The organism is Bradyrhizobium sp. Ghvi, from assembly GCF_900115265.1.
Classification (GTDB): Bacteria; Pseudomonadota; Alphaproteobacteria; order Rhizobiales; family Xanthobacteraceae; genus Bradyrhizobium.
The window spans coordinates 44,243-58,781 of sequence record NZ_FOVU01000001.1 but is presented as its reverse complement, the minus strand read 5'-3'; the positions used below and the strand labels follow the sequence as shown (position 1 = coordinate 58,781).

At 65.0% G+C, this 14,539-nt stretch carries 13 protein-coding genes; 12 read left to right on the top strand and 1 reads right to left on the bottom strand.

Annotation, left to right across the window (positions count from 1 at the left end):
* Window positions 1–26: 26 nt before the first annotated feature.
* From BM374_RS38360 to BM374_RS00195, 8 genes are all read left to right on the top strand, one after another.
* Window positions 27–389: a hypothetical protein gene (locus tag BM374_RS38360; protein ID WP_210188569.1), complete on the top strand. Its 363-nt coding sequence runs from the start codon at window positions 27–29 to the stop codon at window positions 387–389.
* A 67-nt stretch (window positions 390–456) separates the two neighbouring features.
* Window positions 457–1,659 carry a pyridoxal phosphate-dependent aminotransferase gene (locus BM374_RS00225; protein WP_092290060.1) on the top strand — a complete coding sequence of 401 codons (1,203 nt, stop codon included), beginning with the start codon at window positions 457–459 and terminating at the stop codon, window positions 1,657–1,659.
* Window positions 1,660–1,823: 164 nt separating this feature from the next.
* Window positions 1,824–2,306, top strand: coding sequence for a DUF992 domain-containing protein (locus tag BM374_RS00220; RefSeq protein WP_092288606.1), 483 nt, complete (start codon window positions 1,824–1,826; stop codon window positions 2,304–2,306).
* A gap of 221 nt (window positions 2,307–2,527) precedes the next feature.
* On the top strand, window positions 2,528–4,576 hold the full coding sequence (locus tag BM374_RS00215; RefSeq protein WP_092288605.1) for an elongation factor G: 2,049 nt from the start codon (window positions 2,528–2,530) through the stop codon (window positions 4,574–4,576).
* A gap of 352 nt (window positions 4,577–4,928) precedes the next feature.
* A complete protein-coding gene (locus BM374_RS00210) occupies window positions 4,929–5,201 on the top strand; it encodes a helix-turn-helix domain-containing protein (protein ID WP_092288604.1) in 273 nt (90 codons plus the stop codon).
* Between the two features lie 87 nt (window positions 5,202–5,288).
* Complete coding sequence (locus BM374_RS00205; protein WP_092288603.1) at window positions 5,289–7,031, top strand: SulP family inorganic anion transporter; 1,743 nt, start codon at window positions 5,289–5,291, stop codon at window positions 7,029–7,031.
* A 66-nt stretch (window positions 7,032–7,097) separates the two neighbouring features.
* Window positions 7,098–7,937 (top strand): shikimate dehydrogenase, encoded by an 840-nt coding sequence (locus BM374_RS00200; protein ID WP_092288602.1) that lies wholly within the window; start codon window positions 7,098–7,100, stop codon window positions 7,935–7,937.
* A gap of 56 nt (window positions 7,938–7,993) precedes the next feature.
* Window positions 7,994–8,620, top strand: a complete 627-nt coding sequence (locus tag BM374_RS00195; RefSeq protein WP_092288601.1) for a hypothetical protein — start codon at window positions 7,994–7,996, stop codon at window positions 8,618–8,620.
* Between the two features lie 141 nt (window positions 8,621–8,761).
* Here BM374_RS00195 and BM374_RS00190 read toward each other — a convergent pair whose 3' ends face one another.
* Window positions 8,762–9,904, bottom strand: coding sequence for an alpha-hydroxy acid oxidase (locus tag BM374_RS00190; protein ID WP_092288600.1), 1,143 nt, complete (start codon window positions 9,902–9,904; stop codon window positions 8,762–8,764).
* A 105-nt stretch (window positions 9,905–10,009) separates the two neighbouring features.
* Between BM374_RS00190 and BM374_RS38355 the strand changes: the two genes are divergently transcribed.
* From BM374_RS38355 to BM374_RS00175, 4 genes are all read left to right on the top strand, one after another.
* Window positions 10,010–10,177 carry a hypothetical protein gene (locus BM374_RS38355; protein ID WP_177248012.1) on the top strand — a complete coding sequence of 56 codons (168 nt, stop codon included), beginning with the start codon at window positions 10,010–10,012 and terminating at the stop codon, window positions 10,175–10,177.
* A gap of 223 nt (window positions 10,178–10,400) precedes the next feature.
* On the top strand, window positions 10,401–11,744 hold the full coding sequence (gene glmM / locus BM374_RS00185; RefSeq protein ID WP_092288599.1) for a phosphoglucosamine mutase: 1,344 nt from the start codon (window positions 10,401–10,403) through the stop codon (window positions 11,742–11,744).
* A gap of 368 nt (window positions 11,745–12,112) precedes the next feature.
* Complete coding sequence (locus BM374_RS00180; RefSeq protein WP_177248011.1) at window positions 12,113–13,363, top strand: MFS transporter; 1,251 nt, start codon at window positions 12,113–12,115, stop codon at window positions 13,361–13,363.
* A 229-nt stretch (window positions 13,364–13,592) separates the two neighbouring features.
* Window positions 13,593–14,486: an outer membrane protein gene (locus BM374_RS00175; protein ID WP_092288598.1), complete on the top strand. Its 894-nt coding sequence runs from the start codon at window positions 13,593–13,595 to the stop codon at window positions 14,484–14,486.
* Window positions 14,487–14,539: the final 53 nt, after the last annotated feature.

Here is a 14,539-nt window from a genome sequence, read left to right as displayed (position 1 = left end):
GCAAATCAGATCACGCTTGCGTCAGCATGTCCGACTCATCACCTCGCGCGATCGTGCGCAGAGTGCGCCGAAGCCGCCACATCGTCATGGCCGGCCTTGACCCGGCCATCCACGTCCTGCCGCACAAGGAACGTGAATGCCCGGGCCGTCGCCTCGCCGAAGCGGCTTTGGCCGCGCAGCGGGACAAGCCCGGGCATGACGGCGTGCTGGTTTCGCAGCGAGAGCCACTACGCAAAATTGCTCCGAGGACAAGCCTTGCCGGATATGAGCGGTTTCCCTGGCACAGTTGCGGAAATTTGCGGGAAATCGAACCCTCTGGCCGCACGAAATCTGCAAACTTTTGCGCGATCGGGCCGAAGTTTCTTGCGGTGCAGCGGCACACGTTTTAGGGTGGGTTCATTCCCACAATCAGAGTCGTGAGGCCAAGGGCTTCACGACGCTTGTCAGGAGATGACGATGTCCTTCCTTGCCGCTGCGCTCGACCGTGTGAAGCCGTCCGCGACCATCGCGGTCACGGATAAAGCACGGGCGCTGAAAGCGGCGGGCCGCAACGTCATCGGCCTCGGCGCCGGCGAGCCCGATTTCGATACGCCCGCCAACATCAAGCTGGCGGCGATCCGCGCCATCGAGGCCGGCAAGACCAAGTACACCGCGGTCGACGGCATCCCCGAACTGAAGGAAGCCATCATCGCGAAGTTTCAGCGCGAGAACGGCCTCGCCTACAAGCCGAACCAGATCATCGTCGGCACCGGCGGCAAGCAGGTGCTCTACAACGCGCTGATGGCGACCATCAATCCGGGCGACGAGGTGATCATTCCCGCGCCGTACTGGGTCAGCTATCCCGAAATGGTGGCGCTCGCCGGCGGCGAACCGGTGTCGGTGGTCTGCACCGCAGCTCACGGTTTCAAGCTGCAGCCTGAGGCGCTCGAGCGCGCGATCACGCCGAAGACCAAATGGGTCATCCTGTGCTCGCCGTCGAACCCGACGGGAGCCGCCTACACCAAGGCCGAGCTGAAGGCGCTCACCGACGTGCTGGTCAAGCATCCGCATGTCTGGGTGATGACCGACGACATGTACGAGCACCTCGTCTATGATGATTTCCAGTTCACCACGGTCGCCCAGGTCGAGCCCAGCCTCTACGACCGCACGCTTACCGTGAACGGCGTCTCGAAGGCCTATTGCATGACCGGCTGGCGCATCGGCTATGCCGGTGGTCCGGCGCAGCTGATCAAGGCGATGTCGACCATCCAGTCGCAGTCGACCTCGAACCCGTGCTCGATCGCGCAGTGGGCGTCGGTGGAGGCGCTGAACGGTCCGCAGGACTTCATCCCGGCCAACAACAAGGTGTTCAAGGAGCGTCGCGATCTGGTCGTCTCCATGCTCAACCAGGCCAATGGCATCGAGTGTCCGCGTCCCGAAGGTGCGTTCTACGTCTATCCGTCCTGTGCCGGCACGATCGGCAAGAAGGCGCCGTCGGGCAATGTGATCTCCAACGACGAGCAGTTCGTCACCGAGCTGCTCGAGACCGAAGGCGTTGCCGTCGTGCAGGGTTCGGCCTTCGGCCTCGGTCCGGCATTCCGCATCTCCTACGCGACCAAGACTTCGGACCTCGAAGACGCCTGCAAGCGCATCCAGCGCTTCTGCGGCAATCTGCGCTAAGCCTGCAGTAACGATGGGAGATGAAAGGGCCCGCACAGAGCGGGCCCTTTTTTGTTTCACGTCAGCGCGATCTGGCACGCCCACGAGTCTTGTGGCATAGAACGTCGTGCGGCACGCGCCGCACCTTCCCGCTCGCCTCACATTCAAAGCCGGAGATATTTCTCATGCGCCGTTCGCTCATCCTTGCCGGGCTTGCCGCCGCCAGCCTCGTGGCCTCCGTTGCAAGCGGCAGCGCGCAACAGCAGCGGATGGTCCGGGTCGGCGTGCTCGAATGCCGCGGCGGCGCCAGCGTTGGCTTCATCGTGGGATCGGTGACCAATCTCGGCTGCGTGCTGCGCGCCGACGGCCTGCCTGAAGACCGATACGTCGCGACGATTCGCAAAATGGGCCTCGACATCGGCATCACCCAGGAAACCACGCTCGCCTGGGGCGTGTTCGCGCCGGTCGACCGGCTCGGCCCTGGCGATCTCTCCGGCAACTACGCAGGCGCGCAAGGAAGCGCCTCGGTCGGCGTCGGCTTGGGGGGCAACGTGCTGGTCGGCGGCTCCAACAATTCGATCGCGCTTCAGCCGCTCAGCGTGCAGGGCCAGGTCGGCCTCAACGTGGCCGCCGGTCTCGAGAGCCTGGAACTGCGTCCGGGCCGTTGACGTACGACGGACGAGGCTCTCTCGACACCTCTCCCCGGTGGGGAGAGGTGGAACACCACCGGGCCATGGCCCGACCTGATCGCATCAGGCACTATAAGACTTCATCTAACTGACGACGCACCGCAGCGACGTTTGATGCTTGCCAAATCTCGGGTACGGGCAGAGCATCTGCGTTTGCCGACCCAATCATGGGCCGAGCTCCACAAGAAGGAGGCGGCGAAATGGGACAAGACGTCAGAAGTCCCCGAGGTCCACGGTGCATCGCGCTGGTGGGCCCTTTCCAATCAGGTAAAACCACGCTTCTCGAAGCAATCCTGGCGCGGACGGGCGCAATTCCGCGCGCCGGCAGCGTCGATGCCGGAACTTCCGTTGGCGACGCCACGCCTGAGGCCCGTCATCACAAGATGACCGTTGGCCTGACTGCCGCCACCACGAGCTTCATGGGCGACAGCTACACCTTCCTCGATTGTCCCGGTTCCGTTGAGTTCGCCCACGACATGCGCGCCGCGCTGCCCGCGGTCGATGCCGCGATCGTGGTCTGCGAGGCCGACGAGAAGAAGCTGCCGCAGCTTCAGATCATCCTGCGCGAGCTGGAGGAGCTGCAGATCCCGCGCTTCCTGTTTCTCAACAAGATCGACCGCGCCAACAACCGCATTCGCGAGACGCTCGCGATGCTCCAGCCCGCCTCGCGCGTGCCGCTGGTGCTGCGCCAAATTCCGATCTGGAAGGGCGAACTGATCGAGGGCTTCGTCGATCTCGCGCTCGAGCGCGCCTTCGTCTATCGCGAGCACAAGGCCTCCGAAGTGATCGCGCTCGAAGGCGGCGATCTCGATCGCGAGAAGGAAGCCCGCTTCTCGATGCTGGAGAAGCTCGCCGATCACGACGATGCGCTGATGGAGCAATTGCTCGAGGACATCCAGCCGCCGCGCGATGCCGTGTTCGACGACCTCGCCCGCGAATTGCGCGAGGGGGTGATCTGCCCGGTGCTGCTGGGCTCTGCCGCGCGCGAAAACGGCGTGCTGCGCCTGATGAAGGCGCTGCGCCACGAGGCGCCCGGCATCGCCGAGACTGCAAAACGTCTCGGCGCGCCCTCCACGAAGGAGGCGCTCGGCTTCGTCTTCAAGACGCTGCATTCGCAGCACGGCGGCAAGCTGTCGCTGACGCGGCTGCTTGCCGGCCATCTCGAGGATGGGGCCACGCTGCAATCCTCCTCCGGCGGAACGAGCCGCATCTCCGGCATCCTCGCCGTCAGCGGTGCGTACGATAGCAAGCGTGCCTCGGCCGAAGCCGGCGACACCGTTGCGCTTGCCAAGCTCGATCCGGTCAAGACCGGCGACACCGTTTCGAGCGGCAAGACCGCGCCTGCTGCCCTTGCAGCTCTCGAGCCGACCCCGCCGGTACTCGCAATGTCGGTTGCGGCTACCGACCGCAAGGACGACGTCAAGCTCGGCCAGGCCTTGATGCGGCTGCACGAGGAGGATCCCTCGCTCGTCGTCGTGCAGAACGCTCAGACTCACGACACCGTGCTATGGGGGCAGGGCGAGATGCATTTGCGCGTCGCCAGCGAACGGTTGCGCGACCGCTTCGGCGTCAAGATTGCCTCGCATCCGCCCGCGATCGGCTACCAGGAGACCATCCGCAAGCCGATTGTCCAGCGCGGCCGCCACAAGAAGCAATCCGGCGGTCACGGCCAGTTCGGCGATGTCGTGCTCGACATCAGGCCGCTGCCGCGCGGTGAAGGTTTCAGGTTCGCCGAAAAGGTCGTCGGCGGCGCGGTGCCGCGCAACTATATCGGCGCGGTGGAAGAGGGCGTCGTCGACGGGCTCGCGCGCGGCCCGCTCGGCTTTCCCGTGACCGACGTGGAGGTGACGCTGACCGACGGCTCCTATCACAGTGTCGATTCCTCCGACCTCGCCTTCCGCACGGCGGCGCGGATCGGGCTCAGCGAAGGCTTGCCGCAATGCCAGTCGGTGCTGCTGGAGCCGATCCACATGGTCGAGATCGTCTGTCCGACCGATGCCACCGCCAAGATCAACGCGATCCTGTCGGCACGGCGCGGCCAGATCCTCGGCTTCGACACCCGCGACGGCTGGAGCGGCTGGGACTGCGTGCGGGCGATGATGCCGGAAGCCGAGATCGGCGAGCTGATCGTCGAGCTGCGTTCGGCCACGGCAGGCGCCGGCAGCTTCACGCGCCGGTTCGACCACATGGCTGAAGTCACGGGCCGCGCCGCCGATCAGATCATCGCCGCCCATCAGCACGCGGCGTGATCGGCTAGGAGCGCGGTAAAAGAAGGTGCACCCTGTCACACCCTCCCCCGATCTTCCCGGGGAGAGGGTGCGGCGGGGGGCTACATCCACGAGTGCGGCGCTTCTCTCCACGCGTCATTGCGAACGTAGCGAAGCCTTTACTCCGTCATCCTGAGGTGCGAGCGATGGGACGCAGCGCGTCCCCAGCGATGCATTCGCATCGCCGGCCTCGCACCTCAGGATGACGGAGCCGGCGCCGTTGCGTGACGATTGAAGTCGGCAGCAGGCACTTGCATTCGTCTTTAAATGATGTATTTTACATCATTGTAGCTGCATGAAAGATCACTTATAAGATCTGGCGTATGAGGCTGAGGTGATCACGTCGTTCCAGATGCGGGCAGCCCGCGCGCTGCTCGGCATTGACCAGAAAACCCTGGCCGAGCTCGCCGGGGTGTCGTTACCCACCATCCAGCGGATGGAGGCCTCGACTGGCAATGTGCGCGGCGTGGTCGAGACCTTGACGAGGGTGGTCGAGGCGTTCGATCGGGCCGGCGTCGAGCTGATCGGCGAACAGGTCCGCAGCGACAGCGGCGGGCGCGGCGTCCGCCTGAAAGAGCCGGGGCCGCCGCGTCGGGTGGGAGCGTGATCCTGCGATGATCATGCGCGAGAACAGTCTGAACTAACGCACCGTCGCACGCGCGTGCTGCACGATGCGCCGGAGCATTGTCGGATCATGAGCATCACAAGCGATCAAGCAAGCGGACTGCACCAGCTGCGCCGGCCGAGCTTTGCCGAATTGTATTTGCCGAAACTCGTTACCGTCTGGCGCGAAGGCTATGGCCTTGCGGATTTCCGCGCCGATGTCTTCGCGGGCCTCACGGTTGCCATCGTCGCGCTTCCGCTGTCGATGGCAATCGCGATCGCCTCAGGCGTGACGCCGGATCGCGGCCTCTACACCGCGGTTGTCGGCGGCTTCATCGCCTCGCTGCTCGGCGGCAGCCGCTTCCAGATCGGCGGCCCCGCAGGTGCCTTCATCGTGCTGGTCGCGGTGACGGCGGAGCGGCACGGCGTCGACGGCGTCATTCTCGCCACCCTGATGGCAGGTCTGATGCTGATCGCCGCGGGTCTGCTCCGCATCGGCACCTACATCAAGTTCATTCCCTATCCGGTGACCGTCGGCTTCACCGCCGGCATTGCCGTGATCATTTTTGCGAGCCAGCTCCGCGATCTCTCAGGCATCACGCTGGCGGGGAAGGAGCCGAGCGAGTTCGTGCCGAAGCTCGTTGCGCTCGCGGGGGGCTTCAACACGATCAATCCCTCCGCCGTCGCGGTCGCGCTGGTCAGCATTGCCATCATCGCAGCTCTACGGATCTGGCGGCCGTCCTGGCCCGGCATCCTGATCGCAGTCGTGCTCGCGGCGGTCGCAACCGTGGTGCTGTCGCTGCCGATCGAGACCGTCGGCAGCCGCTTCGGCGGCATCCCGCGCGAACTGCCGTCGCCGGTGCTGCCGGCGTTCTCGTTCGAAAAGGCGAAGGCGGTGCTGCCGGATGCGATCTCCTTCGCGCTGCTCGCGGCCATCGAATCGCTGCTGTCGGCGGTGGTGGCCGACGGCATGACCGGGCGCCGTCACCGCTCTAATTGCGAGCTGGTGGCGCAAGGCGCAGCCAATATCGGCTCGGCGCTGTTCGGCGGCATCTGCGTCACCGGCCTGATCGCGCGCACCGCGACCAACATCCGCGCCGGCGGCCGCGGGCCGTTGGCGGGCATACTGCACTCCATCTTCCTGCTGTTGTTCATGCTGGTCGCCGCACCGCTCGCAAGTTACGTCCCGCTCGCCGCGCTCGCCGCCGTGCTGGTCGTGGTGTCCTGGACCATGGCGGAGAAGCACGAATTCGCGACGCTCCTGCGCTCGTCCTGGGGCGATGCCGTCGTGCTGCTCGCAACCTTCCTGCTCACCGTCTTCCGCGACCTCACCGAAGGCATCCTGGTCGGCTTCGCGCTTGGTGCGGTGCTGTTCATCCACCGCATGGCGGAGATGACGGGCATCGAGGAACGCACGCCCCTGGTCGCCGACGATCGTGCTGACGACGCCAATGGCGAACGCGTTCCTTACGATTCCACCCTTGCGGTCGATCGCGACGTGCTGGTCTACCGCATCACCGGCGCGTTCTTCTTCGGCGCCGCCTCGGTCATCGGCGGCGTGCTGGACGGCGTCGACGACAAGCGCAAGGCGCTTGTGGTCGACTTCGCGGCGGTGCCGTTCCTGGATTCCACCGCGGCGAACGTGCTGGGGCGCGTCGCCGCCAAGGCCCAGCGCCAGGGCATCCGGCTGTTCATCACCGGCGCCTCGCCCGCGGTTCGCCGCGCATTGCTGACGCATGGCGTGGGCCCGCGACGCGCGCGCTATCGCCAGACCATCGAGCGCGCCGTCGCGGACATCAAGGCAGCCCCCGGCGCGACCGTTTCCGCGGTGTAGCCCGGCCTGCTTGACAGGAGCGGCAGGACGCGAAATGGATCGCCTTGGAAACGCACCGAGGGACAGATGAGCGCGCCGAAAACTCCCGCCGCCTGCTTGATCGGATGGCCGGCCGCGCATTCGCGCTCGCCGCTGATCCATCATTATTGGCTGCGCACGCTAGGCATCGAAGGCGGCTATGTCATCGAGGCGGTCCCGCCCGAGGACCTGCGCGATTTCGTGCTGCGGCTGTCGCTGCGCGGCTTCGTCGGCGCCAACGTCACCATCCCGCACAAGGAAGCCGTGCTGGCGCTCTCCACGCCGGATGCGCGTGCCAAGGCGGTGGGCGCCGCCAACACGCTGTGGCTCGCCGATGGCGAGCTGCGCTCCACCAATACCGACGTGGAGGGCTTTCTCGGTAATCTCGACGCCAGCGCGCCCGGCTGGGACGAGGCCGGGGAGGCGCTGGTGCTGGGAGCCGGCGGCGCCTCGCGCGCGGTCGTATTCGGCCTGCTCGAACGCGGCTTTGGCCGCGTCCATCTTGCCAATCGCACCTTGGCGCGAGCCGAGGCGCTGGCGACGCAGTTCGGGCCGAACGTGCAGACACTGCCCTGGGACGCCGTCAACGACGTCCTGCCGCGGGCAAGACTTCTCGTGAACACGACCTCGCTCGGCATGCACGGCCAGGGAGCGCTCGATGTCGAGGTGACGCGGCTGCCGCAAGAGGCCGTCGTGGCCGACCTCGTCTATGTTCCCCTCGTGACGCCGCTGCTTGCGGCGGCCGGGGCCCGCGGGCTGAAGACAGCCGATGGGCTCGGCATGCTCCTGTATCAGGCCGTGCGCGGCTTCGAGCTGTGGTTCGGCCAGAGGCCCGAGGTGACCGCCGAGCTGCGCGCGCTGGTCGAGGCCGATCTCACGAAGACTTGAGAGAATAGTGCGCGGTCTCCGGCGTTCTACCCCCGTGGGGACAATCGGAGACATCAATGACGATCCAACGTGCCAATTTCACGCGCCCGCTCATCGCTGTTGCGATGGTGGCTGCTTCCACCTTTGCTGCCGTCGCGCAAAAGGCGCCGGTGCCGACCCGCGTGCGCGGCACGATCGAAAGCGTCGATGGCGACACGATGCAGGTCAAGTCGCGCAGCGGTGAGGACGTCAAGCTTCACATCGCAGCGGACGTCAGGGTCGCCGGCGTCACCAAGATCTCGCTCGCCGACATCAAGGTCGGCTCCTTCGTCGGCGCGACCACCGTGCCGGGACCCGATGGCCGCGACAACGCCGTCGAGGTGCACGTGTTTCCGGAGAGCATGCGCGGCACCGGCGAAGGCTCGCGGCCCTATGATCTCAAGCCCAATTCCAGCATGACCAATGCCACGGTGTCGGAGAGCGTGGTCGGCAATGACGGTCATACGCTGCGGGTGAAGTACAAGGACGGCGAGAAGAAAGTGTTCGTCTCCGACATGACACCGGTCGTGACCTTCGTTCCCGCCGACAAGTCGGAGCTGAAGGCCGGCGCCAAGGTCATCGCCTTCATGAAGCAATTGCCCGACGGATCGTTCGAAACCAATCGCATCAGCGTCGGCCGTGACGGCCTGACACCGCCGATGTGAGCCGTTGGAATTGTAGGGTGGGTTAGGCGAAGCCGTAACCCACCACGCTTCCGCAAATGCCGATCGAAGTTGGTGGGTTACGCTCGACGGACTGCGCTTCGCGCAGCCGCGGAGCTAACCCACCCTACGGCGCCTGTATCGTTACGGCGCCTCGGCGATGATATGATCGTCGATCTCGTCGATCCGGTTGACGCCGCACAGGCCCATGGTCGTCAGCAGCTCTTTCTGGATGATATCGATCGCCTTGGCGACGCCGGCCTGGCCGCCGGCACCCAGGCCATAGGCGTAAGCGCGGCCGATCATGCAGGACTTTGCGCCGAGCGCGAGCGCGCGCATCACGTCCTGGCCGGAGCGGATGCCGCCGTCGAACATGATCTCCATCCTGTCACCGACCGCGTCGGCGATCTCTGGCAGCACCTCGATCGAGGACGGCGCGCCGTCGAGCTGACGGCCGCCATGGTTGGAGACGACCAGCGCCTGCGCGCCGGTCTTGGCCGCTTCCTCGGCATCCTCGACGTCGAGAATGCCCTTGATGACGAGCTTGCCCGGCCAGATGCTGCGGACCCACTCGACATCCTTCCAGTTCAGCGAAGTGTCGAACTGCGAGGCGGTCCATTCGGCGAGGCGGTTGAGGTCCTCGGTGTTCTTCACGTGGCCGGCGATGTTGCCGAAGGTGCGGCGCTTGCCTTGCAGCACGCCGGAGACCCAGGCGGGCTTGCTGGCGAAATCCAGCAGCTTCGACAGCGACCATTCCGGCGGCACCGTCATGCCGTTCTTGATGTCGGCATGGCGCTGGCCGATCACCTGCAGGTCGACGGTCAGCACCAGCGCGCTGCACTTGGCGGCGATGGCGCGCTGGATCAGATCCTTGATGAAGCCGCGGTCCTTCATCACGTAGAGCTGGAACCAGAACGGCTTGTCGACGGCGGCCGCGATATCCTCGATCGAGCAGATCGACATGGTGGATTGCGTGAACGGGATGCCGGCGGCCTGGGCCGCGCGGCAGGCGTGAATCTCGCCGTCGCCATGCTGCATGCCGAGCAGGCCGACCGGCGCCAGGATCAGCGGCATCGTCGATGGCTCGCCGAGAATCGTGGTCGAGGTGTCGCGCTTGGAAACGTCGACCAGGATGCGCTGGCGGAACTTGATTTGCTGCATGTCCTCGCGGTTGGCGCGCAGCGTTTCCTCGGCATAGGAGCCGCGGTCGCAATAATCGAAGAATGCCTTCGGTACGCGGCGCTTATGCAGCGCGCGAAGATCATCGATACAGGTGATATGCTTCATGAACGTTCCCCGGCCCCATCTCAGATCGGAAGTCTTGCATCGGAAGATTCAAGGGTCATCTAGCATGGTTGGATGCGCAGCCAAATCGTTTGCGGGAGGCACGCCATGACCAAGCCGCACGCCGGACCTTCGCCTGACGAGATCAAGGAGAAGCAGGCCCTCGACGACGCGCTGGAGGAGGGCCTGGAAGAGACGTTCCCGGGTTCAGATCCCGTCAACGTCACCCAGCCGGCACCGACCCTCGGCGACAACCATGTGAAGCGTTCGGATTAGGGCCGGTTCCCTCCGCTTTCCGGGATCGCGCCCGGAAGCAGAGTGTTAACAATGCGTTACGGTGTCGGCCTCCACCCAGGTTCCGTAACGATTCATCATTTTTTTTGAAGCCAACTTAGCCGCAATGGCTTTATAACAATCCTCAGCAAATCAGGGGATGCGGGCCCCGTCAGGGCATCCGCAGGTTGTGTTGGGGATCCCTGGTTGTTGCCTGGGGGACGATATGAGCCGCAAATATTTCGGGACGGACGGGATCCGGGGCCGCGCCAACGGACTGATCACGCCGGAGCTCGCGCTCAAGGTCGGCCAGGCCGCGGGCCTTGCGTTCCAGCGCGGTGAGCACCGCCACCGGGTCGTGATCGGCAAGGACACGCGGCTGTCAGGCTACATGATCGAATACGCGATGGTCGCGGGCTTCACCTCGGTCGGCATGGACGTGCTGCTGGTCGGTCCGATGCCGACGCCGGCTGTGGCGATGCTGACCAAGTCGATGCGCGCCGATCTCGGCGTCATGATCTCGGCCTCGCACAATCTGTTCGAGGACAACGGCATCAAGCTGTTCGGCCCGCAGGGCTTCAAGCTCTCCGACGACGTCGAGAAGCAGATCGAGCAGCTGCTCGACGAGCCTATCGAGAAGAGGCTCGCACAGAGTGCGAGCCTGGGCCGCGCCCGCCGTATCGACGGCGTGCATGACCGCTACATCGAATTCGCCAAGCGCACGCTGCCGCGCGATCTCTCGCTCGACGGACTTCGTGTCGTGATCGATTGCGCCAATGGCGCCGCCTACAAGGTGGTGCCGGAAGCGCTGTGGGAATTGGGCGCCGACGTGGTGCCGATCGGCGTCGAGCCCGACGGCTTCAACATCAACAAGGATTGCGGCTCGACCTCGCCGGAAGCGCTGTCCAAGAAGGTGCGCGAGATGCGCGCCGACATCGGCATTGCGCTGGATGGCGATGCCGATCGCGTCATCCTGGTCGACGAGCGCGGCCACGTCGTCGACGGCGACCAACTGCTGGCGGTGATCGCGCAGAGCTGGAAGGAAGACGGGCGGCTGTCGCGTCCGGGCATCGTCGCCACCGTGATGTCGAACCTCGGGCTCGAGCGCTTCCTGAAGGGGCAGGGCCTCGATCTCGTGCGCACGCCGGTCGGCGATCGCTACGTGCTCGAGCAGATGCTGAACGGCGGCTACAATCTCGGCGGCGAGCAGTCCGGCCACATCATCCTGTCCGACTACGCCACGACAGGCGACGGCTTCGTTGCCGCGTTGCAGGTGCTCGCCGTGGTGCAGAAGCTGCGGCGTCCAGTGTCGGAAGTCTGCCATCGCTTCGATCCGCTGCCGCAGATCCTCAAGAACGTTCGTCACAAGGGCGGCAAGCCGCTCGACCATTCCGACGTGAAGTCGGCGATTTCCGACGGAGAGAAGCGGCTCAACGGCCACGGCCGCCTCTTGATCCGCTCCTCCGGCACCGAGCCCGTGATCCGCGTCATGGGTGAGGGCGAGGACCGCATCCTGGTCGAGGACGTCGTCGATACCATCGTCTCGGCGCTGGGCCAGGCCGCGGTGTGAGCTCTCCAAGCACAGTACCGTAGGGTGGGCAAAGCGAAGCGTGCCCACGCTTGTGTCGCGGTGAAGAACAGCTTGTGGGCACGGCGCAAGCGCGCCTTTGCCCACCCTGCGAATCTGCTTCCGCAGACGCGGTCCTTCACCTCTTCCCAGCGGGGAGAGGTCGGATCGCGAAGCGATCCGGGTGAGGGGCCGCGGCGCTCGGTGAGACCGTAACCCCTCACCCGGATCGCATCTTGCGATGCGATCCGACCTCTCCCTTCGGGAGAGGTGACCCGCGCATCCCAGCCATTTGCGATTGGCGCTGGTTTGGTCGCCGCTCCCATCGTACCCCTGAGATCGCGGCAATCTGCCGCGCCGGGATTGCTGCATTGAACAAGCCAGTCGTCGTCTCAGAGGAAACGCTGACCGAGCCGGTCGTCGTCGGCGGCGTTACGCCCGTCGCCAAGTCAGCTGCGGGCCCGGCCTACATCGTGCTCGCCGGCATCAGCTTCTCGCACTTCCTCAACGACACCATGCAGTCGCTGATCGCCTCGGTGTATCCGATCCTGAAGGACACCTACGCCCTCGACTTCGCGCAGATCGGCATGATCACGCTGGCCTTCCAATTCACGGCCTCGCTGCTCCAGCCGGTGGTCGGGCACTACACCGACAAGAAGGCGCAGCCTTATTCGCTGGCCATCGGCATGGCCTCGACCTTCTTCGGCCTCTTGCTGCTCAGCATCGCGCAGCAATATCTCGTCATCCTGATTGCGGCGGCGCTGGTCGGACTCGGCTCGGCGGTATTTCACCCCGAATCGGCACGCATCGCGCGGCTTGCCTCCGGCGGCCGCTACGGCTTTGCGCAATCGGTGTTCCAGCTCGGCGGCAGTTTCGGCACCTCGATGGGGCCGGTGCTGGCCGCGCTCATCGTCGTGCCGTTCGGGCAGGGCAGCATTGCCTGGTTCTCCTCGATCGCGGGCCTTGCGATCGTCATCCTCTGGCGCATCGGCCGCTGGTACGCGCCGCAGATCAAGGCGAAGAAGACCGCGGCGGTTCAGGCCCATCCCGACGCGCCGAGCTCGCGCCGCGTCGCGATCGCGCTGCTCGTGCTGGTGGCGCTGTTGTTCTCGAAACAGCTCTACGTCTCGAGCCTGTCGAGCTACTACATCTTCTACCTGATCGACCGCTTCGGCGTGTCGACGCAGGCCGCGCAGATCTATCTCTTCATCTTTCTCGCCGCGAACGCGGTCGGCGCGTTCTTCGGCGGACCGCTCGGAGACCGCTTCGGCCGCAAGATCGTGATCTGGATCTCGATCCTCGGCGCGCTGCCGTTCACGCTGGCGCTGCCCTTTGCCGGGCTCTATGCCAGCGCGGTGCTCTCGGTGATCATCGGCTTGATCATCTCCTCGACGACCTCGTCGATCATCGTGTTCGCGCAGGAGCTGGTGCCGCATCGCTTCGGCATGATCTCGGGCGTGTTCTTCGGTGTCGCCTTCGGCATCGGCGGCCTTGGCGCCGCAGTGCTTGGCAAGCTCGCCGACCACACCTCGATCGAGTTCGTCTACCAGGTCTGCGCCTATCTGCCGGCGATCGGGCTGCTTGCGGTGTTCCTGCCCAAGCTGCCGCGGCACGTGCGTTAACAAACCTTCTTTCGCTGCCCTGCAGCTTCACACATCGTTAGGAATTGCGGCGCGCGCACTGCCGCATTTTTGCAACGCTTGCGCCGCGTCCGCGTGTGGGGTGAGAAAAAATCAACCTTAAAAATTAGGGTTAAGTGGCGCTTAAGCATTTGCTGCCATCGTCCGGCTCGTGAGTTTCCAGAACGTGAGGCGCTCGTATTTTGCCTCACCGGCCATAAGGACGAAGCCAATGCGTAGCGTTAAGTCTCTCCTTGCCGCGGGAGCGGCGTCACTGATCTCGTCGATGGCATTCGCCGCCGATATGCCGATCGCGGCTCCGCCTCCCATGTACGCGCCGCCGGCCCCGCCCGCTGACTTCGGCGGCTGGTATCTGCGCGGCGACATCGGCTTCAGCAATCAGAGCGCGAAGAGCATCCGCAGCACCAACGACGCTCTCTACGCCAATAATGTCACCTTCAGCCAGACCAACGGTTTTGACACAGGCGGCATCTTCGACGTTGGCGTTGGCTACCGCGTCAACAACTGGTTCCGCGCTGATGTCACGGGCCAATATCGTGGCCGAACCAATCTCCACGGGCTCGACCTCGCGACCTTTCCCGTCGGCGGTGGTCTGATCGCCAGCGGCTCCGACAACTACGGTGGTAGCAAGTCTGAATGGTTGTTCTTGGCGAACGCATATGTCGATCTCGGGACTTGGTGGTGCGTGACGCCGTTCATCGGCGCTGGCGTCGGCGCCTCGCGAGTCACCATCTCGAACTTCACCGACAGTGGCCTGAATAACGCGCATGTCGGCCCAGCACCGACATTCACGCCCTCCGTAGGCGGACCTCCCGTCGCAAGTTTCTACTCCGCTTCGACCGCCTCGCAGTGGAACTTCGCCTGGGCGCTGCACACGGGATTGGCTTACAAGGTCAACCCGAATCTGACGCTCGAACTCGCCTACAGCTATGTCAACCTGGGCGATGGCATCACCGGTCCCGCCTATGCATTCGACGGCTCTGGTGGCGGCCATCCGTTCAAGGTCAAGGACATCACCTCGCACGACGTGAAGCTCGGCGTGCGCTGGAATCTCGACAGCCCGCCGGCCTACATGCCGCCGCCGCCGCTCGTCACCAAGGGCTGATCGGCAGCCTCATCGCTTAACCTCTCTTAACGGCGCGGGATCATCCCGCGCCG